This is a genomic window from Paenalcaligenes sp. DL 309 (genome assembly GCF_057475285.1).
Map to the genome: position 1 here is coordinate 16,689 of NZ_JBYBKW010000004.1, position 26,703 is coordinate 43,391.

The 26,703-nt window shown below is 46.7% G+C and carries 31 protein-coding genes; 16 read left to right on the forward strand and 15 right to left on the reverse strand.

Translation table 11 applies throughout. The features are described from left to right. Positions 1-23: 23 nt before the first annotated feature. On the reverse strand, positions 24-1,391 hold the full coding sequence (gene pmbA, locus AC2UZJ_RS06375; protein ID WP_486949299.1) for a metalloprotease PmbA: 1,368 nt from the start codon (positions 1,389-1,391) through the stop codon (positions 24-26). Between the two features lie 60 nt (positions 1,392-1,451). Here pmbA and yjgA point away from each other — a divergent pair, with 60 nt between their 5' ends. From yjgA to gltX, 3 genes are read left to right on the forward strand one after another with little or no spacing between them, the layout of a single operon-like run. After that, entirely contained in the window at positions 1,452-1,997 is a 546-nt protein-coding gene (gene yjgA, locus AC2UZJ_RS06380; protein ID WP_486949300.1) for a ribosome biogenesis factor YjgA, read from the forward strand. Between the two features lie 12 nt (positions 1,998-2,009). Continuing rightward, positions 2,010-2,684, forward strand: a complete 675-nt coding sequence (locus tag AC2UZJ_RS06385; protein ID WP_486949301.1) for an alpha/beta hydrolase — start codon at positions 2,010-2,012, stop codon at positions 2,682-2,684. Positions 2,685-2,704: 20 nt separating this feature from the next. Continuing rightward, positions 2,705-4,114, forward strand: coding sequence for a glutamate--tRNA ligase (gltX, locus tag AC2UZJ_RS06390; protein WP_486949302.1), 1,410 nt, complete (start codon positions 2,705-2,707; stop codon positions 4,112-4,114). Between the two features lie 15 nt (positions 4,115-4,129). Here the strand turns inward: gltX and AC2UZJ_RS06395 are convergent, their stop codons facing one another. Then, the gene (locus tag AC2UZJ_RS06395; RefSeq protein WP_486949303.1) at positions 4,130-4,624 is read right to left on the reverse strand and encodes a hypothetical protein; all 495 of its coding nucleotides are present in this window, start codon (positions 4,622-4,624) and stop codon (positions 4,130-4,132) included. A gap of 251 nt (positions 4,625-4,875) precedes the next feature. Here AC2UZJ_RS06395 and AC2UZJ_RS06400 point away from each other — a divergent pair, with 251 nt between their 5' ends. Beyond that, entirely contained in the window at positions 4,876-5,436 is a 561-nt protein-coding gene (locus AC2UZJ_RS06400) for a YggT family protein (protein WP_486949304.1), read from the forward strand. A 22-nt stretch (positions 5,437-5,458) separates the two neighbouring features. On the opposite strand, the gene AC2UZJ_RS06405 is transcribed toward AC2UZJ_RS06400, so the two are convergent. From AC2UZJ_RS06405 to AC2UZJ_RS06440, 8 genes are all read right to left on the reverse strand, one after another. After that, positions 5,459-5,920, reverse strand: a complete 462-nt coding sequence (locus tag AC2UZJ_RS06405; RefSeq protein ID WP_486949545.1) for an outer membrane lipoprotein — start codon at positions 5,918-5,920, stop codon at positions 5,459-5,461. A gap of 83 nt (positions 5,921-6,003) precedes the next feature. Then, positions 6,004-6,951 carry a carbohydrate kinase family protein gene (locus AC2UZJ_RS06410; RefSeq protein WP_486949305.1) on the reverse strand — a complete coding sequence of 316 codons (948 nt, stop codon included), beginning with the start codon at positions 6,949-6,951 and terminating at the stop codon, positions 6,004-6,006. Between the two features lie 31 nt (positions 6,952-6,982). Continuing rightward, a complete protein-coding gene (locus tag AC2UZJ_RS06415) occupies positions 6,983-7,906 on the reverse strand; it encodes a zinc-ribbon and DUF3426 domain-containing protein (RefSeq protein ID WP_486949306.1) in 924 nt (307 codons plus the stop codon). Positions 7,907-7,923: 17 nt separating this feature from the next. After that, a complete protein-coding gene (gene prmA / locus AC2UZJ_RS06420; RefSeq protein ID WP_486949307.1) occupies positions 7,924-8,841 on the reverse strand; it encodes a 50S ribosomal protein L11 methyltransferase in 918 nt (305 codons plus the stop codon). 65 nt (positions 8,842-8,906) lie between these two features. Beyond that, complete coding sequence (accC, locus tag AC2UZJ_RS06425) at positions 8,907-10,253, reverse strand: acetyl-CoA carboxylase biotin carboxylase subunit (protein WP_486949308.1); 1,347 nt, start codon at positions 10,251-10,253, stop codon at positions 8,907-8,909. 4 nt (positions 10,254-10,257) lie between these two features. After that, positions 10,258-10,707, reverse strand: coding sequence for an acetyl-CoA carboxylase biotin carboxyl carrier protein (gene accB, locus AC2UZJ_RS06430; protein ID WP_486949309.1), 450 nt, complete (start codon positions 10,705-10,707; stop codon positions 10,258-10,260). 65 nt (positions 10,708-10,772) lie between these two features. Further along, entirely contained in the window at positions 10,773-11,204 is a 432-nt protein-coding gene (gene aroQ / locus AC2UZJ_RS06435; RefSeq protein ID WP_486949310.1) for a type II 3-dehydroquinate dehydratase, read from the reverse strand. 135 nt (positions 11,205-11,339) lie between these two features. Beyond that, positions 11,340-11,852, reverse strand: a complete 513-nt coding sequence (locus AC2UZJ_RS06440; RefSeq protein WP_486949311.1) for a TlpA family protein disulfide reductase — start codon at positions 11,850-11,852, stop codon at positions 11,340-11,342. Here AC2UZJ_RS06440 and mpl point away from each other — a divergent pair. Genes mpl through AC2UZJ_RS06480 form a run of 8 tightly spaced genes read left to right on the forward strand, consistent with a single transcriptional unit; the run spans position 11,841 to position 20,120 of the window. Further along, on the forward strand, positions 11,841-13,157 hold the full coding sequence (gene mpl / locus AC2UZJ_RS06445; protein WP_486949312.1) for a UDP-N-acetylmuramate:L-alanyl-gamma-D-glutamyl-meso-diaminopimelate ligase: 1,317 nt from the start codon (positions 11,841-11,843) through the stop codon (positions 13,155-13,157). The two genes, AC2UZJ_RS06440 and mpl, sit on opposite strands and share 12 nt — an antisense overlap. Positions 13,158-13,174: 17 nt before the next feature. Next, positions 13,175-13,762 carry a YqiA/YcfP family alpha/beta fold hydrolase gene (locus AC2UZJ_RS06450; RefSeq protein WP_486949313.1) on the forward strand — a complete coding sequence of 196 codons (588 nt, stop codon included), beginning with the start codon at positions 13,175-13,177 and terminating at the stop codon, positions 13,760-13,762. A gap of 17 nt (positions 13,763-13,779) precedes the next feature. After that, positions 13,780-15,693 (forward strand): ribonuclease catalytic domain-containing protein, encoded by a 1,914-nt coding sequence (locus AC2UZJ_RS06455; protein WP_486949314.1) that lies wholly within the window; start codon positions 13,780-13,782, stop codon positions 15,691-15,693. Beyond that, positions 15,677-16,534 carry an energy transducer TonB gene (locus AC2UZJ_RS06460; RefSeq protein ID WP_486949315.1) on the forward strand — a complete coding sequence of 286 codons (858 nt, stop codon included), beginning with the start codon at positions 15,677-15,679 and terminating at the stop codon, positions 16,532-16,534. Before AC2UZJ_RS06455 ends, AC2UZJ_RS06460 begins: the two co-directional genes overlap by 17 nt. 26 nt (positions 16,535-16,560) lie before the next feature. Then, positions 16,561-17,406: a shikimate dehydrogenase gene (aroE, locus tag AC2UZJ_RS06465; RefSeq protein ID WP_486949316.1), complete on the forward strand. Its 846-nt coding sequence runs from the start codon at positions 16,561-16,563 to the stop codon at positions 17,404-17,406. Next, positions 17,400-18,116, forward strand: a complete 717-nt coding sequence (gene mtgA / locus AC2UZJ_RS06470; protein WP_486949317.1) for a monofunctional biosynthetic peptidoglycan transglycosylase — start codon at positions 17,400-17,402, stop codon at positions 18,114-18,116. The genes aroE and mtgA overlap by 7 nt, the downstream gene beginning before the upstream one ends. 11 nt (positions 18,117-18,127) lie before the next feature. After that, a complete protein-coding gene (gene lptG / locus AC2UZJ_RS06475; RefSeq protein WP_486949318.1) occupies positions 18,128-19,309 on the forward strand; it encodes an LPS export ABC transporter permease LptG in 1,182 nt (393 codons plus the stop codon). Continuing rightward, positions 19,296-20,120: a symmetrical bis(5'-nucleosyl)-tetraphosphatase gene (locus AC2UZJ_RS06480; RefSeq protein ID WP_486949319.1), complete on the forward strand. Its 825-nt coding sequence runs from the start codon at positions 19,296-19,298 to the stop codon at positions 20,118-20,120. Before lptG ends, AC2UZJ_RS06480 begins: the two co-directional genes overlap by 14 nt. Here the strand turns inward: AC2UZJ_RS06480 and AC2UZJ_RS06485 are convergent. From AC2UZJ_RS06485 to AC2UZJ_RS06500, 4 genes are all read right to left on the reverse strand, one after another. Next, positions 20,106-20,783 (reverse strand): lysophospholipid acyltransferase family protein, encoded by a 678-nt coding sequence (locus tag AC2UZJ_RS06485; protein WP_486949320.1) that lies wholly within the window; start codon positions 20,781-20,783, stop codon positions 20,106-20,108. The genes AC2UZJ_RS06480 and AC2UZJ_RS06485 overlap by 15 nt on opposite strands. A gap of 64 nt (positions 20,784-20,847) precedes the next feature. Beyond that, the gene (ruvX, locus tag AC2UZJ_RS06490) at positions 20,848-21,258 is read right to left on the reverse strand and encodes a Holliday junction resolvase RuvX (protein ID WP_486949321.1); all 411 of its coding nucleotides are present in this window, start codon (positions 21,256-21,258) and stop codon (positions 20,848-20,850) included. Then, positions 21,251-21,826, reverse strand: coding sequence for a YqgE/AlgH family protein (locus AC2UZJ_RS06495; RefSeq protein WP_486949322.1), 576 nt, complete (start codon positions 21,824-21,826; stop codon positions 21,251-21,253). The genes ruvX and AC2UZJ_RS06495 overlap by 8 nt, the downstream gene beginning before the upstream one ends. Beyond that, positions 21,826-21,990 carry a rubredoxin gene (locus tag AC2UZJ_RS06500; RefSeq protein ID WP_486949323.1) on the reverse strand — a complete coding sequence of 55 codons (165 nt, stop codon included), beginning with the start codon at positions 21,988-21,990 and terminating at the stop codon, positions 21,826-21,828. Before AC2UZJ_RS06500 ends, AC2UZJ_RS06495 begins: the two co-directional genes overlap by 1 nt. A 180-nt stretch (positions 21,991-22,170) precedes the next feature. Between AC2UZJ_RS06500 and AC2UZJ_RS06505 the strand changes: the two genes are divergently transcribed. Genes AC2UZJ_RS06505 through argJ form a run of 4 tightly spaced genes read left to right on the forward strand, consistent with a single transcriptional unit; the run spans position 22,171 to position 26,224 of the window. Then, a complete protein-coding gene (locus AC2UZJ_RS06505; RefSeq protein WP_486949324.1) occupies positions 22,171-22,965 on the forward strand; it encodes a bifunctional hydroxymethylpyrimidine kinase/phosphomethylpyrimidine kinase in 795 nt (264 codons plus the stop codon). A 3-nt stretch (positions 22,966-22,968) separates the two neighbouring features. Further along, positions 22,969-23,628, forward strand: coding sequence for a thiamine phosphate synthase (locus AC2UZJ_RS06510; RefSeq protein ID WP_486949325.1), 660 nt, complete (start codon positions 22,969-22,971; stop codon positions 23,626-23,628). A 55-nt stretch (positions 23,629-23,683) separates the two neighbouring features. After that, a complete protein-coding gene (hemL, locus tag AC2UZJ_RS06515) occupies positions 23,684-24,967 on the forward strand; it encodes a glutamate-1-semialdehyde 2,1-aminomutase (protein WP_486949326.1) in 1,284 nt (427 codons plus the stop codon). Positions 24,968-24,997: 30 nt separating this feature from the next. Continuing rightward, entirely contained in the window at positions 24,998-26,224 is a 1,227-nt protein-coding gene (argJ, locus tag AC2UZJ_RS06520; protein ID WP_486949327.1) for a bifunctional glutamate N-acetyltransferase/amino-acid acetyltransferase ArgJ, read from the forward strand. A 123-nt stretch (positions 26,225-26,347) separates the two neighbouring features. Here the strand turns inward: argJ and AC2UZJ_RS06525 are convergent, their stop codons facing one another. Further along, positions 26,348-26,506 carry a DUF1328 domain-containing protein gene (locus tag AC2UZJ_RS06525; protein WP_486949328.1) on the reverse strand — a complete coding sequence of 53 codons (159 nt, stop codon included), beginning with the start codon at positions 26,504-26,506 and terminating at the stop codon, positions 26,348-26,350. Between the last annotated feature and the right edge of the window lie 197 nt (positions 26,507-26,703).

The following is a 26,703-nucleotide window of genomic DNA, read 5'->3' on the forward strand; positions in this document are numbered from 1 at the left end:
TATTTTAATTGCTTAGCCAGCGTTTAGTTTCCGGCTACCGCCATGGATTCGATAAGAATAGAGCCGGTTTCTTTACCTCCACGCACGGTACGGTCAGCGCCTACCGCTACCATTTGTTGAAACATCTGGGCTAAGTTTCCGGCAATGGTGATTTCTTCTACGGCGTGTTTAATTTCACCGTCTTCTACCCAGTAGCCAAACGCTCCGCGGGAATAATCACCTGTGAGATAATTAACGCCTTGGCCAATAAGCTCTGTTACGTAAAGCCCGGTGCCCATTTTTTTTAACATAGCTGCCAAATCATCAGTGGGCTGCGTTTGGCTAGAAACCAAACTTAAATTATGTGCTCCACCCGCATTGCCGGTGGTTTTCATACCCAGCTTACGAGCGGTATAACTGGATAAAAAATACCCATCTAAAAGTCCACCCGCCACCACAGTGCGTGCTGTAGTACGTACCCCTTCGGAATCAAAAGGAGCACTGCTTAATGCACCACGCATATGCGGCCGTTCAATAATATGAATATGCGGTGAGAAAATAGGCTGCCCTAACTTATCTAAAAGAAAGGTATTTTTACGATACAGTGCACCACCACTGGCAGCGCGTGTAAATGACCCCACTAAACCGGCTGCCAAGGTAGCATCAAATAAAATGGGATATTTACCGGTTTTAATGCGTTTGGCATTAAGACGAGAAATAGTGCGTTGTGCCGACGTGCGACCTATGCTTTCAGGTGTGTCTAATAGACGTGGTTTACGGGCCACAGAATACCAGTAATCACGTTGCATACCACTGGCATCCGTGGCGATAGGTGAAGCAGAAATACTGTAACGACTAAATGGGTAGCCCCCTAAAAACCCACGGCTATTGGCCATCACAAAGTGGCCTACATTAGTGTCTACCGAAGCGCCTTCGCTATTGGTGATTAAAGGGCTGTACTGCACAGCTGCACGCTCAGCGCGTAGTGCCAAACGTGCTGCAGTGGCAGCATCTATTTGCCATGGGGAGTACAAGGCTAAGTCGGGGTAACTGCGTGCCAAGTCGGCCTCATCAGGCAAGCCGGCCAAAGGGTCTTCAGCAGTATAGCGCGCTATGTGCCAAGCCGCGGCCACTGTTTCCTCAAGAGCTTTAACCGAAAAATCAGAGGTAGACGCCGAGCCGCGTTTATTTCCGGAGAAAACCGTTACACTTAATGAACGGTCGCGTGTTTGCTCTACGGTCTCTACGTCTTGATGACGTACTGCTACCGATAGGCCTTGGTTTTCAGCCACTTGTACGGCGACATCAGATGCCCCTAACTGCTTAGCATGGTTTAATACATCTTCTGCCAATTGGCAAAATCGCGATTGATTTTCAGAGATGGGTAAAAAAGAAATAGAAGACTGACTCATGAATACTCTTATAAAATGAAGCGATAGCTATACTAACTACTGGTACTTATTATTTTTATTATGACCGAATCTCAGCTAGAACCCGATGAAAATGGTTATTTAGGCCCAAGTAAATCACAACGCAAACGTGATATGCACTCTTTGCAAGAGCTTGGCACTCAATTACTGGATCTATCTAACAAAAAACTGCAGCAACTACAACTCAACGATAACCTTTTAGAGGCCATCAAAGAAGCTCAACATATCAATGCACGTGAGGGCAAACGCCGTTTATTACAATATATAGGCAAACTCATGCGCTTCGAAGACGAAGACGCCATACGCCACCAATTGGATGTGTGGGAAAATGGCTCTAAAGAGCAGGCCAAAGCTATGCATCGTGTTGAAGCCTTGCGTGACGTACTATTACGTGATGATAACGCCTTAACAGAGTTTTTTGATGAATTCCCTCACGCAGACCCCCAGTCTTTTCGTACTGTGGTGCGTAATGCGCGTCGTGAGGTTAAACAAAACGAAGCGCTTATTGCTGCTAATAAAGAGCCAGTACGTAAACATTATAAACAGCTATACCAAGCTGTTAAATCCACACTAGAACATAAAGAGTGAGAGTAATTAACTATGACCATGACAACCGAATTAGAATGCATTGAAATTACCACTTCTACCCAGCCGGAGTTTAGCGTTATTTGGCTGCATGGCTTGGGTGCTGACGGCAATGATTTCGCACCCATCGTGCCCCAATTAGGGGTGGATGATATTCCCATACGCTTTATTTTCCCTCATGCACCCATTATGCCTATTACTATTAATAACGGCATGCAAATGCGAGCGTGGTATGACTTATACATGCTTGACTTAGTGCGTAAAGAAGACGAACAAGGCTTGCGTGACTCTCAGCAACTGGTGAAGTCTTTAATTGCCCGTGAAAACACACGTGGCATTCCTAGCGAAAACATTGTGCTGGCAGGCTTTTCTCAAGGCTGCGCCATGGCCTTGCAAACGGCACTACGCCTTGAAGAAAAGCTCGCAGGCATAGTGTGCCTTTCTGGCTACTTGCCTTTAGCGAGTAAAATAGAAGAAGAACGTCACCCGGCCAACCAAAACACCCCCATCTTTATGGCGCACGGTACCCAAGATCCGGTAGTGCCTTTTGCGCGTGCTGAAGAATCTCGGGAAGCACTAACAGCTTTGGGTTATGACGTTGAATGGCACAGCTACCCCATGCAACATGCGGTGTGTGCCGAGGAAGTCGCTGCTATTAGCACTTTCCTAAAAAAAGTCCTAAAAAAATAAACGCTATATAAAACATATATATGACCACAACCACAACTATTCGTACTCGTTTTGCCCCTTCGCCTACTGGCTACCTGCATTTAGGTGGCGCCCGTACGGCCCTTTTTTCTTGGGCTTTTGCCAAGCATCATAATGGGGTGTTTGTATTGCGCATTGAAGACACAGACGTAGAACGCTCCACCCCCGAAGCCGTAGAAGCCATCTTAGAAGGGATGGAGTGGCTAGGCATGCATGCAGATGAAGGGCCTTTCTACCAAATGCAACGCACTGAACGCCACCGTGAAGCTATTGAGCAACTCTTGGAGCAAGGCCAAGCGTATTATTGCTACAGCAGCGCAGAAGAAGTGGAAGCTATGCGTGAGAGCGCACGCGCCCGCGGTTTAAAACCACGTTATGATGGCACCTGGCGCCCAGAGGCTGGTAAAACCTTACCTGCTGTGCCCTCAGACCGTAAACCCGTTATCCGCTTCAAAACGCCCTTAGACGGCGCCACTAGCTGGGATGATATGGTTAAAGGCCGCATCACCATTGCCAATGAAGAGCTAGATGACCTCATCATCGCTCGGGCTGATGGCACGCCTACTTATAATTTCTGTGTGGTAGTAGATGACTGGGATATGGAAATTACCCACGTGATTCGCGGTGATGATCATGTGAATAACACGCCCAGACAAATCGTTATTTTGGAAGCCCTTGGTGCGCAAGTACCTGTGTATGGTCATGTGCCCATGATATTAGGTCCTGATGGTGAAAAGCTCTCTAAACGCCATGGAGCCGTCAGCATCATGGATTACGATGAGCAGGGTTATTTACCCGAAGCCATGGTGAACTATTTAGCACGTTTAGGCTGGAGTCATGGTGATGCTGAGCTATTTTCCGTAGAACAGTTTATTGAATGGTTCAATACTAAAAACCTCAGTAAATCTGCCTCACAATGGGATCCCAAAAAACTTAACTGGGTCAATGCGCATTATATTAAACAGCGTGATAACGCTGAATTGGCGTCTTTAGTCGCTCCACGCATTGAAAAAATGGGAGGCAACCCCCAAATAGTTAACTTAAGTACCGTCATGGAACTACTAAAAGGCCGCGCTGAAACCCTCAATGATTTGGCCCAAGGCGCCTTATTATTTTGTGCACCTTTTAGCCCCGCTGCTGCTGAGCTCCAAGCTGAAGTGCTCACTGAAGAAGCCAAAACTCTACTGGCTGATTTTGCCCAGCGCGCAGCAAATATAGCAAACACAAACTGGAATACGGAAAGTGTGGCCACCGTGATTAAAGAAACACTCACGGCCAATGATGTAAAAATGCCCAAACTGGGGATCCCTTTACGGGTGGCCGTAACCGGACAGAAACAAACCCCAGCAGTAGATACGGTACTAGCCTTAATAGGCAAAGAGGACGTATTACAACGCCTCCATGCTCTTTAATAATTACGATACCCGCTAAAAAGGCAGTCTGTAGCCTGGTGAGGTGCGTTCAGTATCATAAACGATGCCATCTGAGCCACTTAAGCGCAGTTTATCTGCGCTACTGTGTTGGATGCTGTAGTGGTTTGTATAGATGGGGTCTTCATGATCCACTTCTACGCCATTGGAGTTTAAAGTTTTAAGCACTAGCTGATCGCCTTCGCGCCACCAGCAGCCGCTTTCACTTAAACCTTGTGAAGGCTGGCGTGGACGCTTGAGCTGCTCAGTGTAAAGCATTTCTCCATCGGCCTTGAGTGTGAAAAGGGTACGTAACTCACCCATCACCCCTGGCTCTTTACGCTTATTAAGCCAATTACCAATGAGCGCTTCGTCTGCCGCTACGGGCTTACATAACAGCACCTCTTTAGGCTCTGGAGCGGGCGTGGGGGCGGGTGGGTAAGAACTACACGCCGCAATCACTCCACCTAGTATGACTACCCCCAGCCTGCGTAATATACGTAATGACATCATGCCACGTCCTTTTGGATATTTAAATAGTTGGTATTTGATGTGTGTATTTTAAGCGTTTTTTTTGTTAAATGTGGCTAGACCACATGAGTTACACTTTTAGATATATTTCTTAGCACTCTTACAAGGAGACTGAACATGGCAAACACAGGAAACCAACCCGCACAACCCGTTAAAACTGAACCCAACCCGGCAGGTAACTGGCCTTACCCTTATAATCACACAGACGAAGAATAGGCAGATCACGGCACAGTATGAACGAAATACTCTACTTTATATTACAGCTAGCTTTGTCTTTATTAGGCATTGCTTTTATTTTTCGGGCCTGGCTTTATGCCGTGCGCATGCCCCCTTTTAATCCGTACTCTCAAGCTGTTATTCAAGTCACAGATTGGGCGGTGCAACCCATACGACGTCTAATATCACCTCGCAAACACCTAGACCTACCCAGTCTGACGGCGGCTTGGCTTTGTGCAGTGATTTTTCTTTTAGGTAGTTGGGTACTATTAACCGGCAGTTTAATTCCAGCTAGCTACATACCCAAGCTACTACTGGCCGGCGTATTTACGGCGTTAAAATGGGCATTAAACACGGCACTTTGGTTAATTTTAATTCAAGTGGTGATGTCTTGGGTGAACCCTAATACACCAGCCATGCCTTTGTTAATGGCTTTAACCAATCCCATCATGGAGCCAGTACGCCGACGTTTACCGGCCACTGGCGCCATTGATTTCTCACCCCTACTAGTGCTGATAGTGCTGCAAGTGCTTACTATGGTGCTGCAAACGCTAAGCTTTTCACTACTAGCCGTTTAGGTGCGATAAGAATTAACTACACTCAAAGCGGTGTGACGCGTGTGGGGCCATTGCCGCTTAGCACGCGCACTCGCTGGCCAGCGGTAAACATCACATCTGCCTCTTGAGCAATGGCACGAGTTTCACCGTTATCCATACTCACAGTGATTTCTAAGCCTTGTTTTTTATCCACTTGATTTTCAATGGCATTACCGGCTAAACCACCTAAGATGCCACCACCTATAGTAGCCAGCACATTACCGCGCCCACCGCCAATAGTGCTACCTGCCACGCCACCTAGAGCGGCCCCTGAAAGGCCACCAAAACCAGAAGGCTTATCACTTTGAATGGTGACATAGCGTACGGACTGTACGGTACCTAGACGGACGATTTGCTCATTTTGTGCTTGACCATACGTGTACACTGAACTAGAAGCCGAGCGATTAGCACAACCGGTAACTAGTAATACAGAAGCCGCCATGGTGCCGACTACAGCTAAACGCATCCAAGGTTTTACCTTAGAGGTGATTGGCTGGGTGTGTGTAACAGCTTTTACCGCTGTTTTTGTATGTGCAATTTGATTCATTATTAAACCTCAAAGGTTTTTTCAACCCCATAATTATCTTTTAAAAGCTGTTGAATATGTGTCTGAGAAGGCCTGTGATTTTGAGGGCCTTTAGAAGCTATTTTAATGCTACCCATTACATTTCCCAAACATGCAGCTTCAAAAAGTGACCAACCTTGGGATAAGCCATGTAATAAACCCGCACGGTGCGAGTCACCACAACCGGTGGGATCGGCAATGCTATCTACCGCTATGGGAGCAATTTCTGTGGTTTGCCCTTGCTCGTATAGCGTAGCACCTTTAGCGCCTTTAGTGATAAGGGCAGCTTGTAAGGATTTGGCAATTTCATCAATAGAGCGGCCAGTACGCTGGCTGATAATATCTGCCTCGTACTCATTTGCCGTTAAAACGCTACACATAGATAACATCTGCGCTAGGTCTTCACTTTCAAACAGCGGCATGGCTTGGCCCAAATCAAACACAAATGGTGTGCCCTGCGCGTGTAAGCGTTTGGCGTGCGCAAACATACCATCTTTAGAATCTGGTGCCACTATGCCCCAAACTGCGCTTTGGTCTGTGAGGTCATTATCGGCCGAATACAGCATGGCGCCAGGGTGAAAAGAAGCGATTTGATTGCTGTCTAAGTCTGTGGTGATAAAGCATTGAGCAGAAAAATGATCGTTTAGAATCTGTACCATACTGGTATCTATGCCTAGCGCTTTAAACCTATCTAGGTACTCCACCCCGTCTACACCTAAGGTACCTACCGGTACAGCATGGCTACCTAGGAGGTTTAAATTATAGGCGATATTACCCGCACAACCACCATACTCTTTGCGTAAACCCGGCACAAAAAATGACACACTCAATGCTTGCACATTATCGGCAATAATATGATCTTTGAAGTGGCCTTCAAAAACGGCAATCGTATCAAAAGCCAAAGAGCCACACACCAAAATACGTTTAGACATAAAACAACCTTTATAAATCTTTAGAGATAATCTATGGATAATATTTTTCTACGGAGAAGCCGTTAATTTTTTTGCCCTGCACCCTCACAGGAACGCGAATGGATTGTTGCGCGCCGGCCTCAAAAGGCAAAGCCTCTTTCTCTACAGGCAAGTACTCAGCCGGCTCTATAGCAATGGTGGCCATACCCGCCGCTGCGGCATCGCTAAAGCTCAACACCAAAGTTGGCCACTCTTGAGGCCAGGCTAAGTTGTTTTTCAACTGTAACTGCAACTGATAGGCGTAGGTATTGCCTGAGCTCAAAGCCGGAATTTCTTGCAAGGCGCTTTGACGTACCTCTATGGCATCAATCTCACGCATATAAGGCAAATTACAATCTATGCCCTCACACAACCACTGTAATACCGGCCGAGTTAAGGGTACGCTATTAGCTATTTGCGCTCGGTAAACATACAGGAGCTGCGCCACTATAAACAACAGGAGTAAACCAAGCAAAAGGCGCCAGAGAAAACCAGTTTTTGCTTCATTTTTCTGCCCAGCATAATAGGGTTTAGGCCTAGGTATGGATGATACTGGTGCCGATACCAGGACCGGTTCTGGGGCAGCTACAAACTCAGGCTCTGAAGCGGTTGCTTCTAAATAAACACGTATATCACTATACGCATTTAACTCTGGCTGTATGGGTTGTGAGCTACGAATAGGCTGAGGTGGTTTTATGCCACTAGCTAAAGGCGTATCCCCGATGAAATGCGTACGCAAATGCGGCACGCGTAATAGCGAGGGGGATGGGATTGAAGTGGTGGCTGTACTTGTAGACGTAGTTACCGCACATTCATAAGCGTCAAAAATATGCGCGCACTGAGCACAACGCAATAAGCCTTTACGTTGCTGTAACTGCTCTAAGCTCACATCAAAACGATGCCTACATTGAGGACACTGTGTAGTTAGCTCAATCATACCCACACCCTATACGCCTAAACAGCTGGTTTTCGTGCTACTAAACAAACCCAACCTTCACGATCACGCCAAGGCTGCAAGGACAAAAATTCTTTATAAGCATCTTTCATTTCAGGCGTTTGCCACTCAAAAACCCCCGCTAAAACCAAGTGGCCACCCGGCTTAACACGGTTAGACAACATAGGCGCCAATATTTTTAACGGGTTAGACAGAATATTTGCTACCACCACATCGTACTGTGCATCCGGGAGCTCACCGGGCAACATGGCATTGACCTCTACGGCATTGTTTTCTGCATTGGCTTGAGTCGATAAAACTGCCTGTTTATCCACATCAACGCCATCGGTTTGGGCCGCGCCTAATTTTTTAGCCGCAATCGCTAAAATACCCGAGCCACACCCATAATCCAATACGCTTTGACCTGCTTGCAGATGCTCAGCCAACCACTCTAAACATAAATGAGTAGTGGCATGGCTACCGGTACCAAAGGCTAAGCCGGGGTCTAGTTGAATACATACTTTTTGCTCTGCTTGCGCCTGTTTACTGAACTCATCATCAGCATGCCAGCTGGGCACAATAAGGATTTTTTCCCCTACCTCTATGGGGCCAAATTGCGATTGCGTTAAACGCACCCAATCATGGTCAGGCACTTCACGCACCAGCCAATCATTATTATCTAAATCAATTACGGCCTGCTCTTTTAACTCATCTACTAACTCGGCAGCATCTACACCTTCTGGCAACAAGGCCACCACACGATTTCTGCGCCATGCTAATACCTCAGGCTCTAAACCAGGCTCACCGTATAAGGCCTGTTCTTGATCGGTGTTTTCATCCGCATCTTCTACAGACACAGATAACACCCCTAACTCTAACAACACATCAGAAACGTGTTCGGCCTCTAGTTCGGCACACATCAAAACAATTTCGCGCATAGTGATTTCCAAAAAAATAAAAGCAGAGGCGAACCCCTGCTTTGTATTTTACCGCGTGTTAGAGATTAAGTGCGTTTTGCGAGCATTTCTTCTAAATAATGGATACTAAAGGTACCCGCTTTGAAGTTTGCATCTTGCAATAACTCACGATGTAAAGGAATATTTGTTTTAACCCCTTCCACCACCATTTCTGATAAGGCAATATCCATTCTGGCAATGGCTTGCTCACGGGTGTCACCGTAACTAATGACTTTACCAATCATGGAGTCGTAATTAGATGGAACGGTGTAGTCGGCAAAAACGTGTGAATCAATACGTATGCCTGGACCACCCGGCATATGCCATTTTGTAATATGACCGGGACTAGGAATGAAATTAAACGGATCCTCAGCATTAATACGACATTCAATAGAGTGCCCTCTAAACTGAATATCACGCTGGCGTAGAGTGAATTTCTCACCCGCAGCAATGAGAATTTGCTGCTGCACTAAATCGATGCCGGTCACCATCTCAGTGATAGTGTGTTCAACCTGAATACGGGTGTTCATTTCGATGAAATAAAACTCGCCGTCTTCGTAAAGAAACTCAAAAGTACCTGCACCGCGGTATTGCAGCTTTTTACACGCTTCTACACAACGCTCACCGATGCGTTCGATTTGCTTTCTGGATACCCCAGGCGCGGGCGCTTCTTCGATGACTTTTTGATGTCTGCGTTGCATAGAGCAATCGCGTTCACCCAGCCATACAGCACGACTATCGCCGTCGCCCATCACTTGAATTTCAATGTGACGGGGATTCTCGAGGTATTTTTCCATATAGAGGTCAGGATTATTAAACACTGCCTCTGCTTCAGCTCGTGTAGTGGCCACTGCATTGAGCAAAGCCCCTTCTGCGCGCACTACCCGCATCCCTCTACCACCACCACCACCCGAAGCCTTGATCATGACCGGATAGCCAATATCACGGGCAATTTGCAACACCTCTTCAGGATCTTCGGGTAAAGCACCGGCAGAACCAGGCACCACGGGCACACCCGCGGCAATCATGGTTTTTTTGGCAGTGACTTTATCACCCATTAAGCGAATGGTTTCAGGGCGAGGGCCAATGAATACAAAACCACTTTTCTCTACCCGCTCAGCAAAATCCGCATTTTCAGCCAAAAACCCATATCCGGGGTGAATGGCCTCAGCATCTGTGACTTCAGCAGCGGCGATAATAGCGGGCATATTTAAATAGCTATCACGAGGATTAGCAGGCCCTATACAAACTGACTCATCAGCAAGGCGCACATATTTGGCATTTCTATCTGCCTCAGAGTGCACCACTACGGTTTTAATACCCAGCTCGCGACAGGCACGCTGGATGCGTAGGGCGATTTCACCCCGGTTAGCGATAAGGATTTTTTCAAACATGAAATTAGCCAATCACAAACAAGGGCTGACCGTACTCTACAGGAGCACCGTTTTCAACCAAGATTTCTTTAATAATGCCGGTTTTATCTGCTTCGATTTCATTAAGCAACTTCATAGCCTCAATAATACAAAGGGCATCACCCTCTTGTACGCTTTGCCCTACCTCCACAAAGGGAGCAGCACCCGGATTAGGGGAGCGATAGAGCGTACCGACCATGGGCGCCTTAACGGCATGACCTTCAAATGCTGCAGCCTGCTCAACAACTGGAGCCGCTGGTGCGGCGGCCGGAGCTGCCGGCGCAGCACTTGGTGCTGCAGCATAGACGACTTGCTGTTGGGCTGCAGGGTCTGACTTAACAATTCTGACCTTGCCTTCGCCTTCGGTGACTTCGAGCTCAGAAATATCAGACTCCGCAACGAGGTCAATTAAGGTTTTCAGTTTTCTAAGATCCATGCATATTTCCTGCCACACCACTGCTATATAAATCTAGCTTGGGTGTTGTAAAAATTGGATAAAATTTAAGCCATGGCATAACGCAGAGCCGCTTCGTAACCATAAGCCCCTAGACCCACAATGACACCTTGTGCCAAATCAGACAAATAAGAATGCTGTCTGAATGACTCCCGCTGATGCACATTAGACAAATGCACTTCAACAAAAGGAATAGCCACCGCGGCTAAGGCATCACGAATTGCCACACTGGTATGAGTATAAGCACCCGCATTAATTAAAATGTAATCAACTTGCTCTTGAGCTGCAGCATGGATACGATCAACAAGCTGCCCCTCAGAGTTACTTTGAAAGCTATTACATACCCCGCCTAAGTCAGACGCTAGCTGCACTAGATGATGATTAATATCAGCCAGTGTTTGCGCACCATAGATGTGCGGCTCGCGTGTGCCCAGCAGGTTTAGATTTGGGCCATGTATAACCAGTATATTGCGTGCCATTGCCAAATAAAAAATGTAAATTTGTAATGATTCTTCGCTTTTTTACGCTAAAAACACGTATTTGTCTACATAAAAAAGCGTAGATAATGGCTGTAGTTTAGTCTAAAAATCAGCAAATTGCCGATACCTCTACGATTAATTTTTTAAATTGTCTAACTTTGCGTCTAACTCTGCTTTATCTATTTGTCCTAAAATAGGTTCCACCACGTTACCATCGGCGTCAATAATAAGGGTGAAAGGTAAGCCCGCTTTGGGGTTACCCAACTCACGCATGTGTTTAACGCCCCCATGTCCAGGCACATACAAATCATACGTAACGGGAATCTGCTCTAAGAATTTTTTCACATTGCGTTTGGTATCAATGGCCAAGCCTACAAACTGCACATCAGTGTGACGTTGGCTTAATTCTTCTAAGTCCGGCATTTCTTTGACGCAAGGTGGACACCATGTAGCCCAGAAATTTACCACCATAGGTTTGCCTTGATACGGTGCTAAAGCTTGCTCTGTGCCTTCCAAATCATCAAAACTCAAATCAAATAATGCCGAAGGCTCTGCTTGAGCGGGATGAAAAAGCAAAGCCATCATCATTAATACAAAAACAACAATCTTGTCTAAAATGGGATAACTGGAGATTTTATGCATATTCATATATTAGGTATTTGTGGCACATTTATGGGGGGCCTAGCGCTTATTGCCCGTGCTGCAGGCCATAAAGTAACGGGGTGCGATACAGGCGTATACCCACCCATGAGCACCCAATTGCAAGAGCAAGGCATAGACTTAATTGAAGGCTATGGTGTAGAGCAATTAGCGCTAAAACCGGATCTATTTGTAGTGGGCAATGTAGTGAGCCGTGGCAATGCTTTAATGGAAGCTATTTTAGATCAAAACCTACCCTATATTTCAGGCCCACAGTGGTTAGGTGAAAACATACTAAACCATCAGCATGTACTGGCGGTGGCTGGCACCCATGGTAAAACATCCACTAGCTCTATGCTAGCGTGGATATTGGAATATAACGGCTTCAAACCGAATTTCCTCATTGGCGGGGTGGCGCCCGACTTGAAAGTATCGGCTCGCTTTGATGCGGCGCAGTCCTTATTTGTGATTGAAGCCGATGAGTACGACACCGCTTTTTTTGATAAACGCTCTAAATTTGTACATTATCGCCCTAAAACAGCAGTATTAAATAATTTAGAATTTGATCATGCCGATATCTTTGCTGACTTAGCGGCCATTGAAACGCAATTTCATCACTTAGTGCGTACCATACCTAGCAATGGTCTTATTATTCGCCCCACTGAAGCCCCCGCATTGGATAGAGTACTTGAGCGCGGCTGTTGGACACCGGTGCAAATGCTGGAATCCGTAGAAAAAAACATTGTAGGTCTGCTGCAATGGGATCTTAGCGGTGAACACAATAGATTGAATGCTTTAGCCGCGATTACCGCGGCCCAGCACGTAGGTATCACACCTGCACAAAGTTGCGCTGCCTTAAACCGTTTTCAAGGCATCAAACGCCGCATGGAATTACGTGCTACGGTAAATGATATTTTTGTTTACGATGATTTTGCCCACCACCCCACAGCTATAGCCTTAACCATAGAAGGATTACGTAAACAGTTAGGTACAAAGAATGGCCGTATTATTGCCATCTTAGAACCGCGTTCCAACACCATGAAACTAGGTGCCATGGCCGCCCGTCTCCCCGAGGCTTTAGCTCAGGCAGACCATACTTTTTGTTATAGTGAAAATCAAGGTAAGCATGCTTTAACTTGGGATGCAGACGCCACCTTGGCCCCCTTAGGCGCTAAGGCCACCGTCATCACTGATTTGTCTTCCTTAGCACAAGCGGTAATCTCCATGGCCCAACCTCACGATCATATAGTCATTATGAGTAATGGTAGTTTTGGTGGCCTACACGAACACATCATTCAAGGCTTGCAAGTTTAAACGGTCAGGGCATATTTATGATTTTATATTTACACGGTTTTAGGTCTTCACCCGGCTCATACAAAGCAAAGGTAGTAGAGCAAGCCATTACAGAAAAAGGCTTGGCGGCGCGGTGGGTATGCCCGCAGCTACCCCCTAGCCCCGCTGCTGCCATGGCCTTGTGCAATCAACTCATTAAAGAAGCAAAGCTAACAAACCCTTCTGAAGAGCTGGTAGTGGTAGGCTCCTCGTTAGGCGGTTACTATGCCCATGTATTGGCTGAACAATGGGGTTGCAAAGCGGCACTCTTTAATCCAGCTGTACAAGCCTCCCGTGATTTAGCCACCCAAGTGGGTGAGCATACGTATTATCACTCTGAGGCGCCATTTGTGTTTAAGGCCGAATACGTGGATGAGCTTAAAAAAATGCAACCAGCCCAAGCTACCCAACTGCAGCGCTATTATTTATTAGCTGCTACGGGTGATGAAGTGTTGGACTATCAAGAAATGCTAAGCACTTTTGCGGGCAGCCAAGGTTTATTGATTTTTGGTGGTGATCACGGCATTTCTGACTTTGCTCTTTACCTACCCTCTGTTTTACACTTTATTGCTCCCTCTACTCTATAAGCAGGTAATTGCGACTTATGTATGTCCTTTTTGAAGACAGCGGCAAATTTAAAGCCGAAAAGATTTTCTCTAATGCCGAAACCACCATGCAGGTGGAGTCCGCCACAGGTAAACGCAGTAAGATTCGTAAAAACAGTGTGTTTTTTGAGTTTGCTGAGCCAGAGCCCGCCGTATTATTAGAGCAAGCTGAGGAGTTAGCAGCCGGTTTTGATATTGATTTTTTATGGGAGCTGGCGCCTCAAGAAGACTTTGTGGCTGAGGAGTTTGCTGAGGAGTACTTTGGCCATAAACCAAGCGCTGTAGAAAAAACAGGACTGATCTTTGCCTTGCATGCCGCCCCCGCCTACTTTCATAAGCGAGGCCGAGGGATTTATAAACCAGCACCGCCAGAGATCTTAGAAGCCGCCTTAGCCGCCATAGAGAAAAAACGCCTACAAGCTGAGCAACAAGAAGCCTGGACTCAAGCCATGGTTAATGGTGAGCTTCCTGAGGCCATTGCCTCCATAGCAAATAGCTTGCTATCAGCACCTGATAAAAACACCTTAGAGTGGAAAGCCTTTGATGCGGCAGTGCAGCAATTAGGTGTGAGTCCAGAAAAACTCCTACTCGATCTAAATGCCTGGTCTAGCCCGTTGGCTCTGCATCGTCACCGCTTCTTTTCGCAATACTTCCCTCGTGGTCTGGAATTTCCTGAAATAGATTTCAGCAATGGCTGGGGTGCGGATTTGCCTCTGGCTAAGGTAGAAGCCTACTCAGTGGATGATGCCGGCACCACAGAGATTGACGATGCGCTTTCTATAGTTGCTCTAGGTGAGCATCAATGGCGAGTGGGCATTCATATTGCCACCCCCGCTTTAGCCATAGAACGTGATAATGCTTTAGATGAATTAGCTCGCAAGCGTTTATCTACGCTGTATACGCCTGGGCAAAAAGTACCCATGCTACCCGCTGTAGTCATTGAACAATTCTCCTTAGACGCTGGTTTAGAGCGCCCTGCTCTTTCTTTGTATGTGGATGTGGATTTAGAAAAAGGCGAGGTGCTACACCATGAAACGCGCTTAGAGCGTATTGTGGTCAAAGAAAACCTACGTCAGCATAATCTAGACCCTATTATTACGGTAGAAGAGTTAGAAAGTCCAGACAGCGACATTCCCTATGGTGATTGGTTACGTCCTCTGTGGGCAATCACCCAATTTTTTGCCAAGCAGCGCGAAGAAATACGTGGCCGCCCTGAATTTAATAACCGCGTAGAGTATGGTTTTGAGTTAGAAGGTCCCGCCGATGATCCTAATAGTAAGGTAATACTAGTACCACGCGTACGTAATGCACCGGTAGGTCTGATTACGGCTGAAATGATGATTCTAGCGAATAATAAATGGGGTGGCTTACTGGCTGAACATGATGTGCCCGGTATCTTCCGCTCGCAGCAAAACATGCGCACTCGTATGTCTACCCACCCCTTGCCACATGAAAGCATTGGGGTACCGCAATACGCGTGGTCTACTTCTCCGTTACGCCGCTATGTGGATTTAGTAAACCAAAGGCAAATTATTGCTGCGGCTGAACACGGCGTGTCTGCACGCTTAGTGGCACCATATAAGCCCAAAGAAGCGGACTTGTTTGGCATAGTGGGTGCGTTTGAAGCACAATACAGTGCTTGGAATGACTTCCAAAATCTCATCGAACGTTACTGGGTGCTACGTTGGTTACAGCAGCAAAACATAGAACACATGCCCGCTACGGTAATCAAAGAAGATTTAATACGTTTTGATTTAGCGCCTTTTGTAACTCGCGTGCCAAGTTTGGGGCAGTTAGAACGTGGCCAGCAACTCATTGTTGACATCTTATCCATAGATGAATTGGAGCTCACTGTAGAATGCAGACTACGGGAACTCATAGAGCCTGAAACCACTGATGCAGAGCAAGAATAGACGTCTCTTTTCTGATTATTTATGGCTAGCGGTGATTATCTCATTGCTAGCTCATGGGGCGTTGGTGTATTACGCTTGGCCGCAGGCAAATAATCTAGACGCCTACTTTGCCGAACCCGAAATTGTTTTGATTAATTATAAAAATGATGAGCCCGTATTAAATGCGTTATTAGTGGCACAGTGGCAAGCAGCCGGTGGCGGGGATGGTCAGCCGGAAGACGCTGCCAGCGCGCCCTTTACTGGGCCGCATGTGCCCAGTCCCAATGATCTGGTTTTACAAGCCTTAAAACAGCAGCTGCAGCAAGTAGAAGCCGAAAAACAAACGCAACTGCTGCAATTAGAATCAGAATGGCAACGCACACAAGATCAACTTCAAAATAATGACACGCCTTTAGATACTGCCACCCGAGAGCAATTAACAGAACAAGCTCAGCATTTAGCCCAAGAGCTCCATGTTTTAAAAAGCCAAATCAGCCACTACAACTCTGAACCGCGCGTGCATTTTGATGCTCCCTCTACCAAAGCCTCCGTATTTGCCGCTTATATAGAAGATTGGCGGGCCAAAATTGAACGTTTAGGTACGGAACACTACCCAGATCAAGCTAAAGGACTGCTCTCAGATACCTTGCAATTAACAGTTTACTTAGATACCGAAGGTAACCTACTTAAAATTGATATAAATCAAGCAGCAGACAATCCCATTTTTACAGTGGCAGCACAACGCATTGTGCGTCTGGCCTCGCCTTTTGGCCCTTTTAGCCCGCAAATGCGCGAGAAAACGGACGTATTAGCCATTACCCGCAGCTGGCGTTTTACTCAAGGTAAACTAACAACCCATTAGTCGCTTTCTATTCGTTATTATTTATTATGTCTTCTCAAAAAACCATACGCTGTGCCGTTATAGGTAATCCCATCGCCCACAGCCGCTCACCTGAAATTCATCATTTATTTGCCGCTCAATTTAACTTGCCTTTGGAATATACCAAGATGCTAGCGGATAACAATGATTTTATTGATCATGTACGCGGTTTTTTTGCTCAAGGCGGCAAGGGGTTAAATGTTACTGTACCCTTCAAGGAAAAAGCCTTTGTGATGGCAGAGCAACTCAGTCCTAGTGCTCAAGCCGCAGGTGCCGTCAACACCTTATGGATGGCAGACGGTAAACTACATGGCTGTAATACGGATGGTACGGGTTTAGTTCTTGATCTACGTCGCTTAGGCTTTGACCCTAAAGGTAAACGTATATTGCTCATAGGGGCTGGAGGCGCAGCTAAAGGCGTGCTGCTACCGCTATTAACAGCCGAAGCCAGTAAGTTGCATATTGTGAACCGCACGGCCGCTAAAGCTAAAGACCTCATCACCTTGCACCCCAGCTATGACAATGCTCTCAGCGCAGGAGGCTTGGAAGCACTTAGTGGCACGTGGGATATTGTAATTAACGCAACCTCTAGTAGTTTAAATCAACAAAACCCCTTGCCCGCAGCAGCACAAAAAAACCTGCATTTCAGCGATCACTCCTTAGCCTATGACATGGTGTATGGTAGTGAGCCCAGCGTATTTATGCGTGATGCCGGCGCTCAAGGCGCTAGTCACAGCGCTGATGGTTTAGGCATGTTAGTAGGCCAGGCCGCCCAAAGCTTTATGATTTGGCATGGTCACAGCCCAGACACTGAACCCGTATTAAAGGTATTACGTCAGCCTCAAGCATGTTAAAGCCACCTAGCCCTCTCAGGCGTATTAGCGCGATTGTCATTGTGGCGCTATTGCTGTTTGTGCTCTACCAGTTCACCTTTTTAGTGCGCGTGCTTTGGTTTAATTTTTATAACCCTAGCGCTAGTGCCATTATGCGCCAAACGCTAGCCGAGCTGCGTCAAGATAACCCCAAAGCTCAATTAGTCTTTGAGTGGGCAGACTACGATCAAATTAGCAATCACTTAAAACTTGCTGTTATTAGCTCGGAAGATGCCAATTTTTTAACGCATAAAGGCGTAGAATGGGACGCTATTCGTAGCGCGTGGGAGTACAATAAACAGCAAGCGGCACAAGGCTCAGCTAAACGCCGAGGGGGCTCGACCTTAACGCAACAACTAGCTAAAAACTTGTTTTTATCTTCCTCACGCAGTTACACGCGTAAAGGCCAAGAGCTTGTATTGAGCTATATGATAGAAGCCGTGATGTCTAAACAACGCATCTTAGAGCTGTACTTAAATCTAGCGCAGTGGGGGCAAGTGGACTTTGGTGCTCAAGCCGCAGCACACCGTTATTATAAAACCACTGCCAACAAATTATCAGCCTCACAGTCTGCCCGCTTAGCTGCTATGTTGCCTAACCCCGTTTTTTATGAAAAAAAAGGCAACACCGCCTATTTACAACGCCGCACTAACACTATTTCACAGCGAATGCGCCAAGTGAGCATTCCCTAAAGACCCTAATTATGCGCATTGCCCGCCGTTATATTGCTTCTGAAATCTATAGATCTAGTACCATGGTTTTACTGGCACTCACTGCTCTTTTTAGCTTTTTTAATTTAATTGATGATTTAGATAAAATCAGCGAACAAGTGAGTCTCGTAAATCTACTTAATTTGCAGCTACTCAGTATTCCCACACAATTATATGAGCTGTTGCCCATAGGCTTACTGATCGGCTCCGTATTAGCCTTAGCGGGTTTAGCGCAACGCAATGAGCTAGTGATGCTGCGTGTGGCAGGTATTAGCGGTTTACAGTTGTTACTTGCTTTATGGGTAATTACTATTCCACTGATGGCAGGCGCCTTTGTGTTATCAGAATACATTACTCCCAAAGCAGAAATGCAATTCAGTGAGAGCAGCTTAGAAGTGTTTGGACGCGCCGGGGGTGGACGCCTGAAAAGTGGCTATTGGTTTAAAGAAAGCGATGCCACTACTCCTATGCGCATTATTAATATAGGTAGTCTTACAGATAAATCCACCGTACAAAATATAACCATTTATGAATTTGATGAGCATCAACACTTAAACGCCTTCATTCAGGCTCCGAATGGCCGCTTTACTGATAATAGCCTACTGCTGAGTGCTGCCCAGCGCAGCATCATTGCACCTAATGCCTTGGAGGCGTTAAAGGTGATAGACAATAACAATGCTATCCCCCTTATACGCCTAGAAGAGCTATCTGAACTCAATATAAGCACCACGCTCAATGCCGAGCGTTTATTAGCCCGTATACTCACACCGGAACGTATGGCCATTACCGACTTAGTGGATTACTTAGACTATTTAAATACCAACCAACTACAAACGGACCGTCAAGCCGTGGCACTATGGCGCAAAATCGCCTACCCTTTCACCTTATTAGTGATGATTACCATTGCCGCCCCCATTAGTTTTATGCAAACGCGCCAAGGCGGTATGGGCAGTAAGGTATTTTTAGGGATTATTATAGGTATTGGTTTTTTTATGGCCAATCAACTGGCGCTCAACCTAGGGATGCTGAGTCAATGGCAACCTTGGGTAACGGCATTATTGCCAAGTATCTTTGCTTTATTGTTGGCCTTAGTGGCTTTAACTATTATTGAAAACCGTCAGTACTGGCCGCGTAAACAACAGCCACACACACAGGATACCCATGCCAAATCGTGATATTTGGGTGATTGGTGATATACAAGGTTGCGCCCACAGCCTGCAACAATTACTTAGCCAACCCGACTTACAACAACCAGATGCCCAATTTATCTTTGTGGGTGATTTAGTTAATAGAGGGCCAGACTCCGTAGGGGTATTACGGCACATTCTGCGCTTAGGCGATCGTGCACAAACGGTGCTGGGTAATCACGACATCCATTTACTGGGCGTAGCGGCCGGCATACGTAAGCAAAATGCTTCTGACACCATAGACTCCATACTCAATGCGCCCGATGCCACTGAGCTTATTGACTGGTTACGCCACCAACCCTTGGCAATTCATCAAGCGGGGCATTTAATAATACACGCCGGTTTAGACCCCACATGGTCTTTGAATACCGTATTACAGCTAGCCCAAGAAGTAGAACACACGCTACAGGCGCCTAAGTGGCAGCAACACATTAATGATCTATTTGGTAACCAGCCAGATTTTTGGTCTGCAGACTTAAGCGGTTTGGCGAGGCAGCGTTACGCCATCAATGCATTTACGCGTTTACGTTACTTTGATGATCAAGGCCGTATGCATTATAAATACAAAGGCGCCCCCGACCCCAGTAAAGCATTAACCCCGTGGTTTGCCATGCCCAACCGTCGCATAGAGCTGCCGGTGGTCTTTGGCCACTGGTCTACCTTAGGCTTACATCTGCAGCCCGATGCCATGGGCATAGATACGGGCTGTTTATGGGGCGGAAAACTCACCGCTATACGGCTTAATGACCGTAAAGTGGTGCAAGTGCCTAATACTGATGGGAGCTTAAAGCCCTTTTAATACCGCCTTTTCTATCAGCTGCTGTGCGTGTTTGGCGGTGGCTATGCGGCCTACGGTTTGGTTTTGATGATGATTAAGTACCGTCAGAAATTCGCACTCTATGTGTACACCGGGTCTGGTAAGCAGTAGCCACACATTTTGCACAATAGTTTGTTCACCCACAAAAGCCACTACGGTGCAACGCTGCGTACCATGATAAAAACGTAAGGCCACCGGCTGCACATCCATTTGCGTGCGTATGGCGGTTTCAAATAAGCTGCTGTGAAAAGGCTGTACTTGCAGGCCATCAGACGTTTTACCCTCAGGAAATAGACCTACAGCTTGATTTTTATTAAGCTTTTCTTGTATTTGATTGACCACCTCTTTGATGGCATGGCGCTGTGTACGATCTATAAATACCGTACCGGCCCACGCCACCAGCCAACCTAATACGGGCCAATTGCGTATTTCTTTTTTAGCTACAAAAGAGGTAGCGCGCTGCTTGTTAATAACAAAAATGTCTAACCAAGACACGTGATTAGACACAAATAATACGGGTTTTGTCGTTACTACCGCGCCGCTATAACTAACTCTTACCCCACAAAAGCGTAATAAACAGTCAGACCACCATTGAATGATACGCTGCCGCCAAGATAGCTTCGCCCAAGGGAATATAAGGCTCATTATGGCTAAACCTACACAAACCCAACTGATCAATAATAGAGAGCGCCAGCTAAATCGAAGTAATCTACGTAACTTCATGGGGTAAAGGATCATCAAACCAGCGTTGTAAAATCACTGCTGCCGCCATGGCATCGTCCTCATCATGCGTGCCTAATAAAGACTGAGCTTCCATACTGGAGCCATATTCATTAATCAGATGCACCTTTAAGCCATAGCGCCCATGCAGCTGATTCGCAAAACGCCTACAACGCAAAGACGCATACTGTTCAGTGCCCTCAGCGGTTAGAGGCACCCCCACCACTACGGCATCGGGTTGCCATTGATCGAGCAGCTGCTCTATTTGCTCAAAGCGCTGTGCTCGAGTGACAGGCTGTAGAATAGTCAGGGGTCGCGCGTGGCGAATTAAAGTATTACCCACGGCGACCCCTATTTTTTTCAGACCATAATCAAAGGCCAACAAAGTGAGATCAGGCATTACCTGCAGCCCCAGTTAGCATAATGGGATCTATGCCTAACTGGGCTAAGGCAGCCTGATAACGCTCAGCAGCAGGTGTAACAAACAAAATATCTAAATTTTTATCTACATCCACATGCAGCCAGGCCCCATTGGCCATTTCTTCTTCGAGCTGTCCAGCACCCCACCCTGCATAACCCAATGTCACAAGGATTTGTTCTGGGCCTCCGCCAGCAGCCACTTCTTGTAGCACATCACGCGAGGTGGTTAAGGCCACTTCACCCAGTGCAATACTGGAGCCGTAATCACCCACGGGCGTATGCAACACAAAACCTCTATCGGTTTGTACTGGCCCACCAAAATGCACAGCAGACTCTTGACGCACCCCTATTTCTAAAGATAACTCTAAGTCTATACGTTGCAGTAAATCGCCTAATGTTAAATCAGTAGGACGATTAATGACCACGCCTAAGGCGCCTTCATCATTGTGCTCGCAAATATAAATAACGGTATCTGCTAGAGAGCCGCCCACCATGCCAGGCATGGCCACGAGCAACTGACGGGAAAAATCAACAGAGTGGGTAGTCATCACACCTCAATCATTTCAAAATCTTCTTTACGGGCGCCACACTCTGGACAAACCCAGTTTGGTGGCACATCAGCCCATTTAGTACCAGGCTCTATACCTTCTTCAGGCAGGCCGGCCTCTTCGTCGTAAATCCAACCACAGATTAAACACATCCATGTACTCATAATAATACTCTCTAAACTAAAAAAAACTTAATAAAACAGTATTGCCCGTAAAGTGAAGCAATCTACTAAAATGGAGTGGTACCTACGCTACTACTAAGACTAGTATTTATACTAGTATTATTTGCTAGTACTACTTTGATTAACGACGTATCGTATACGATATTTACTTTAATGGCTGTTATGTTAACAACCCCTCCGCCCGTGGTGCTAGTTTTTGCGCCGTTAGACCCTACAGGGGCCATGTACTTGCCGGCTGACGCCATTACGTGTGCGGCACTAGGTTGCCATGCACTTAGCATCATTAGCGCTCATCATATCCAAGACAGTACTCACACCGAACAAATCACCTTAACATCACCACGCCTTATGCACGATCAAATGCGTTGTGTATTAGAGGACATTCGCGTTCAATGCATTAAGTCTGGCCCCATTTATAGCATTGATGCTGCCAGTGTATTAGCACAAATCGCCGCAGATTACGCGCATTTACCGTTAGTGCTGCACTTACAGTCCATTCCAGACCATAGCATTCTAACCAATGATGCCGATGTGGATGAAATCACGGATGCCATCTTAGAGCTGGTACTACCCCAAACCAATGTGGTGGTAGCAGACCAAACCTTATTAACTCAATGGCAAGCGGATGGCTTACTGCCTGAAAAGCAAAACCCAATTAATAGTCTTTTAGACTCAGGTTGTGAATGGGTTTTCTGTTCTTTACCTGGCACACAACAATCGGGGGTTTTGCATCAGCTCTATAACCAAGACGGGTTACAGCAACAATGGAGCAGTACCGCCCAACCCGACAGACTGCAAGATACCGAAGGGCTACTAAGCACTGCTATTAGCGCCTACTTGGCTAGCGGGCATAAAGTACCAGACGCATGCGCTGCAGCCATCTCTCATACAGATAAGGCTGCCAGTCGCGCTTTTCAAGCCGGCATGGGAGCTAAAATCATAAATCAAAGCTGTTAAAACATGAAAAAAACCCTACGTTTTCCTCGTGGTCTCTATGGCATCACTCCTGAATGGGAAGATACCGCTCGGCTCTTAGACGCCATTCGTGCTGCCCATGCGGGCGGTATGCAGGTATTACAATGGCGCCGTAAAAACAGCCCCATCACTAGCACCTTGCATCAAACGCAACGTCAAGCGGTGGTTGATCTTTGCGCTGAAATAAACCTACCGCTTATGATTAACGATGATTGGACTTTAGCCCGTGATTTGCACACCGCCGGCGCTCATTTAGGACGAGATGACGGCGAGTTAGCTGAGGCCAAAGCAAGCTTAGCGCCTGAGCAGTGGTTAGGTTGCACCTGCTATAACCAGCTGGCTTTAGCGGAACGAGGCTTAAAACTGGGCGTAGATTATGTGGCCTTTGGAACGGCTTACGTGTCTGCTATTAAGCCAGATGCCCCTCGCGCCACCTTCGATATTTACCGCCAAGGCCGTCAGCTCTGCGAGCAATACAGCTCTGATCAATCCCGCGCAGCCGTGGTGGCCATTGGTGGCATCACTGCCGATAATACCGCTGCACTTATTGAAGCGGGAGTCGATAGCGTGGCGGTAATTAGTAGCTTATTTGAAGCCGCTGATGTGTACGCCGAAGCCCAAGCCTTTAGCCGTCTTTTTCTTTGAGACAGCAATCGCCTACAATAACTATATCCATTTTTAGAATTTTTCAGGATTTTTTATGTCTACCAACCAAGAACTTTTCGATCGTGCTTGTGAGCATATTCCCGGTGGCGTGAACTCACCCGTACGCGCTTTTGGCTCCGTGGGCGGTACACCACGCTTTATTGAGCGCGCTGAAGGTGCCTATGTGTGGGATGTGGAAGGCAAAAAATACATTGATTATGTGGGTTCTTGGGGCCCTGCTATTTTAGGTCATGCTCACCCAGAAGTGGTCAAGGCCGTACAAGAGGCGGCAGTTAAAGGCCTATCGTTTGGTGCACCTACCGCAGGCGAAGTCGAACTAGCAGAATTGATCTGCAAACGCTTGCCATCTATAGAAAAAGTACGTCTCGTTAGCTCCGGCACCGAAGCTACCATGAGTGCTATTCGTTTAGCACGTGGCTATACGGGTCGCAACACTATCATTAAGTTTGAAGGTTGTTACCACGGTCATGCCGATAGTCTACTGGTTAAAGCGGGCTCAGGGCTGCTTACATTTGGCAACCCAACTTCCGCGGGTGTGCCGGACGATTTTATTCGTCATACGGTAGTTTTAGATTTTAATAATATAGATGCCGTTAAAGCCGCTTTTGCTAAACATGGTGATGACATTGCGTGTGTGATCGTAGAACCCATGGCGGGTAATATGAATCTCATCAAACCCATACCCGGTTTTTTAGAAACCTTACGTGAGCTGTGTACTAAAAATGATTCCGTACTGATTTTTGATGAAGTGATGACGGGCTTTCGTACTGGCCCACAAGGGGTGCAAGGCTTAACCGGTATTACTCCTGATTTGACCACACTCGCTAAGGTCATTGGTGGTGGCATGCCCGTGGGGGCTTTTGGTGGTCGCAAAGAGATCATGGACGTGATTGCTCCTTTAGGGGGCGTGTATCAGGCCGGTACGTTATCTGGTAATCCCGTCGCAGTCGCTGCAGGCATTACGACTTTAAAGCTACTTGATAACGAAGCTTTTTACGAGCAACTTACAGCGCAAACCACAAAACTTGCCAAAGGCCTAGAAGCCGCAGCCAAAGAGGCGGGCGTTACTTTCTGTACAGATAGTGTGGGTGGTATGCTGGGACTGTATTTTAGTGAGCGCATTCCCACTTCCTTCGCTGAGGTATCTGCAAGTAATACCGCAAAATTCAATGATTTCTTCCATGCCATGTTAGGCGAAGGCGTGTATTGGGCGCCCTCAGCTTTTGAGGCTTCTTTCACTTCAGGCGCGCATGATGATGCCGTCATAGAAGCAACCTTAGAAATAGCCGCCAAGGTATTTTCTAAAATTAAAGCGTAGTTTTTCCCCCATTATTTAGATAGGTGTGCCATGGCAGTTAATCTCGTTATTCCGTCTCAGTCTGATATTCATGCCGTCAAAGGTGTGCAAATAGGCATTGCCGCAGCTGGCATTAAAAAAGCTGATCATCCTGACCTTACGGTATTTAAGTTTGCTCCTAATACCGTAGTAGCTGGCGTATTTACAACTAACCGTTTTCGCGCTGCGCCAGTACAAGTGTGTGAGGCCAATATGGCTTCAGACAATGAAACTCGCGCCTTAGTCATTAATACCGGCAATGCCAATGCCGGTACGGGTGAGCCCGGCTTAGTAGATGCTCGCAACACATGCAGCAATCTAGCTAAGCTTTTGGATTTACGCCCCTCGCAAGTGCTGCCCTTTTCTACGGGGGTTATTTTAGAACCCCTGCCGATGAATAAGCTGTTAGGCGCTCTGCCCACAGCGGTGTCTGATTTACAAGACAACAATTGGTTTGCCGCTGCTCACAGCATCATGACCACTGATACGCAGCCTAAGATCTACTCCACCCAAATTGATCTGGACGGTGAAACCATCACCATTACTGGTATTAGCAAAGGCTCGGGCATGATTCGCCCTGATATGGCCACCATGCTGGGTTTTTTGAGCACGGATGCTGGCATTTCCCCTGAGCTACTTCAAGAGATCACTAAAGAGATTGCCAACAAGTCTTTTAATCGCATCACAGTAGATGGAGACACCTCTACGAATGATTGCTTTATAATTGCTGCTACGGGGCAGAGCAATGTGCATGTGGATTGCGTGGCCAATCCGCATTACAACACGCTTTTCCAAGCTTTACGTGATGCGGCTATAGATTTAGCACAAAAAATTGTCCGAGATGGCGAAGGCGCAACAAAGTTTATTACCATTACCGTAGAAGAAGCAGCTAGCTCTGAAGAGGCTCGAAAAATTGCTTATGCTATTGCGCACTCTCCCCTCGTGAAAACCGCTTTCTTTGCCTCAGATCCAAACTTAGGGCGTATTTTAGCTGCCATTGGTTACGCTGGTGTGCATGACTTAAACGTCAATAAGCTGCGCTTATGGCTAGGTGATGTGTTGGTTGCTACCCACGGTGGCCGTAACCCCGATTACGTGGAGGCCGATGGTAAACGCGTAATGGAAGAAAGTGAGATTTTGGTGCGCGTGGCATTAGACCGTGGCGAGCATACCGAAACGGTATATACTTGCGATTTTTCACATGAGTATGTGACGATTAATGCAGATTATAGATCGTAGTTGGGGGTAGATTGAAGGGGAGAGATTGGGCATGGCCCAATCTCTACAGGGGGAATTGGTAATATTGGTGGCGACGCCCCCTGTAGATGTCGGGCCGTGCCCGATATAATTATCCCCGACCCGCTATTTAATCAACCCTCTTAACAGTGATAGCACCGCCAAGACCAAAAACACAAAAAACAACACCTTGGCAATAGATGCGGCACCAGCCGCTAGGCCACCAAATCCTAAAACGGCAGCTACTATCGCTACGATAAAGAACAACAATGCATAGTTAAGCATACTATCTCCTTTGCTTTTTTGTTTTCAGTTAGATTAGGCATGGCCCAATCACTACCTCTACAGTTACATCTCAACTGTACGTGACTACAAAAAACATTGCCGTTGTAAAAGGTTTCAACTGTAAGCAAATAATTCGATTAGGTGCAGGGTTCCCCCTGTAGAGGTTGGGACATGCCCAATCTGATATATCGGGCACG

Coding starts and splice junctions, on each gene's coding strand:
- AC2UZJ_RS06450 (WP_486949313.1), top strand. CDS start 13,175: ATGATTTTATATTTACACGGTTTTAGGTCTTCACCCGGCTCATACAAA.
- AC2UZJ_RS06410 (WP_486949305.1), bottom strand. CDS start 6,951: ATGTCTAAACGTATTTTGGTGTGTGGCTCTTTGGCTTTTGATACGATT.
- mpl (WP_486949312.1), top strand. CDS start 11,841: ATGCATATTCATATATTAGGTATTTGTGGCACATTTATGGGGGGCCTA.
- aroQ (WP_486949310.1), bottom strand. CDS start 11,204: ATGGCACGCAATATACTGGTTATACATGGCCCAAATCTAAACCTGCTG.
- pmbA (WP_486949299.1), bottom strand. CDS start 1,391: ATGAGTCAGTCTTCTATTTCTTTTTTACCCATCTCTGAAAATCAATCG.
- AC2UZJ_RS06525 (WP_486949328.1), bottom strand. CDS start 26,506: ATGCTTAACTATGCATTGTTGTTCTTTATCGTAGCGATAGTAGCTGCC.
- AC2UZJ_RS06460 (WP_486949315.1), top strand. CDS start 15,677: ATGCAGAGCAAGAATAGACGTCTCTTTTCTGATTATTTATGGCTAGCG.
- AC2UZJ_RS06510 (WP_486949325.1), top strand. CDS start 22,969: ATGAAAAAAACCCTACGTTTTCCTCGTGGTCTCTATGGCATCACTCCT.
- AC2UZJ_RS06500 (WP_486949323.1), bottom strand. CDS start 21,990: ATGAGTACATGGATGTGTTTAATCTGTGGTTGGATTTACGACGAAGAG.
- AC2UZJ_RS06400 (WP_486949304.1), top strand. CDS start 4,876: ATGAACGAAATACTCTACTTTATATTACAGCTAGCTTTGTCTTTATTA.
- AC2UZJ_RS06405 (WP_486949545.1), bottom strand. CDS start 5,920: ATGCGTTTAGCTGTAGTCGGCACCATGGCGGCTTCTGTATTACTAGTT.
- aroE (WP_486949316.1), top strand. CDS start 16,561: ATGTCTTCTCAAAAAACCATACGCTGTGCCGTTATAGGTAATCCCATC.
- ruvX (WP_486949321.1), bottom strand. CDS start 21,258: ATGCCTGATCTCACTTTGTTGGCCTTTGATTATGGTCTGAAAAAAATA.
- prmA (WP_486949307.1), bottom strand. CDS start 8,841: ATGCGCGAAATTGTTTTGATGTGTGCCGAACTAGAGGCCGAACACGTT.
- AC2UZJ_RS06485 (WP_486949320.1), bottom strand. CDS start 20,783: ATGAGCCTTATATTCCCTTGGGCGAAGCTATCTTGGCGGCAGCGTATC.
- lptG (WP_486949318.1), top strand. CDS start 18,128: ATGCGCATTGCCCGCCGTTATATTGCTTCTGAAATCTATAGATCTAGT.
- yjgA (WP_486949300.1), top strand. CDS start 1,452: ATGACCGAATCTCAGCTAGAACCCGATGAAAATGGTTATTTAGGCCCA.
- mtgA (WP_486949317.1), top strand. CDS start 17,400: ATGTTAAAGCCACCTAGCCCTCTCAGGCGTATTAGCGCGATTGTCATT.
- AC2UZJ_RS06455 (WP_486949314.1), top strand. CDS start 13,780: ATGTATGTCCTTTTTGAAGACAGCGGCAAATTTAAAGCCGAAAAGATT.
- AC2UZJ_RS06415 (WP_486949306.1), bottom strand. CDS start 7,906: ATGATTGAGCTAACTACACAGTGTCCTCAATGTAGGCATCGTTTTGAT.
- gltX (WP_486949302.1), top strand. CDS start 2,705: ATGACCACAACCACAACTATTCGTACTCGTTTTGCCCCTTCGCCTACT.
- AC2UZJ_RS06480 (WP_486949319.1), top strand. CDS start 19,296: ATGCCAAATCGTGATATTTGGGTGATTGGTGATATACAAGGTTGCGCC.
- AC2UZJ_RS06385 (WP_486949301.1), top strand. CDS start 2,010: ATGACCATGACAACCGAATTAGAATGCATTGAAATTACCACTTCTACC.
- accC (WP_486949308.1), bottom strand. CDS start 10,253: ATGTTTGAAAAAATCCTTATCGCTAACCGGGGTGAAATCGCCCTACGC.
- AC2UZJ_RS06395 (WP_486949303.1), bottom strand. CDS start 4,624: ATGATGTCATTACGTATATTACGCAGGCTGGGGGTAGTCATACTAGGT.
- AC2UZJ_RS06505 (WP_486949324.1), top strand. CDS start 22,171: ATGTTAACAACCCCTCCGCCCGTGGTGCTAGTTTTTGCGCCGTTAGAC.
- argJ (WP_486949327.1), top strand. CDS start 24,998: ATGGCAGTTAATCTCGTTATTCCGTCTCAGTCTGATATTCATGCCGTC.
- AC2UZJ_RS06495 (WP_486949322.1), bottom strand. CDS start 21,826: ATGACTACCCACTCTGTTGATTTTTCCCGTCAGTTGCTCGTGGCCATG.
- AC2UZJ_RS06440 (WP_486949311.1), bottom strand. CDS start 11,852: ATGAATATGCATAAAATCTCCAGTTATCCCATTTTAGACAAGATTGTT.
- accB (WP_486949309.1), bottom strand. CDS start 10,707: ATGGATCTTAGAAAACTGAAAACCTTAATTGACCTCGTTGCGGAGTCT.
- hemL (WP_486949326.1), top strand. CDS start 23,684: ATGTCTACCAACCAAGAACTTTTCGATCGTGCTTGTGAGCATATTCCC.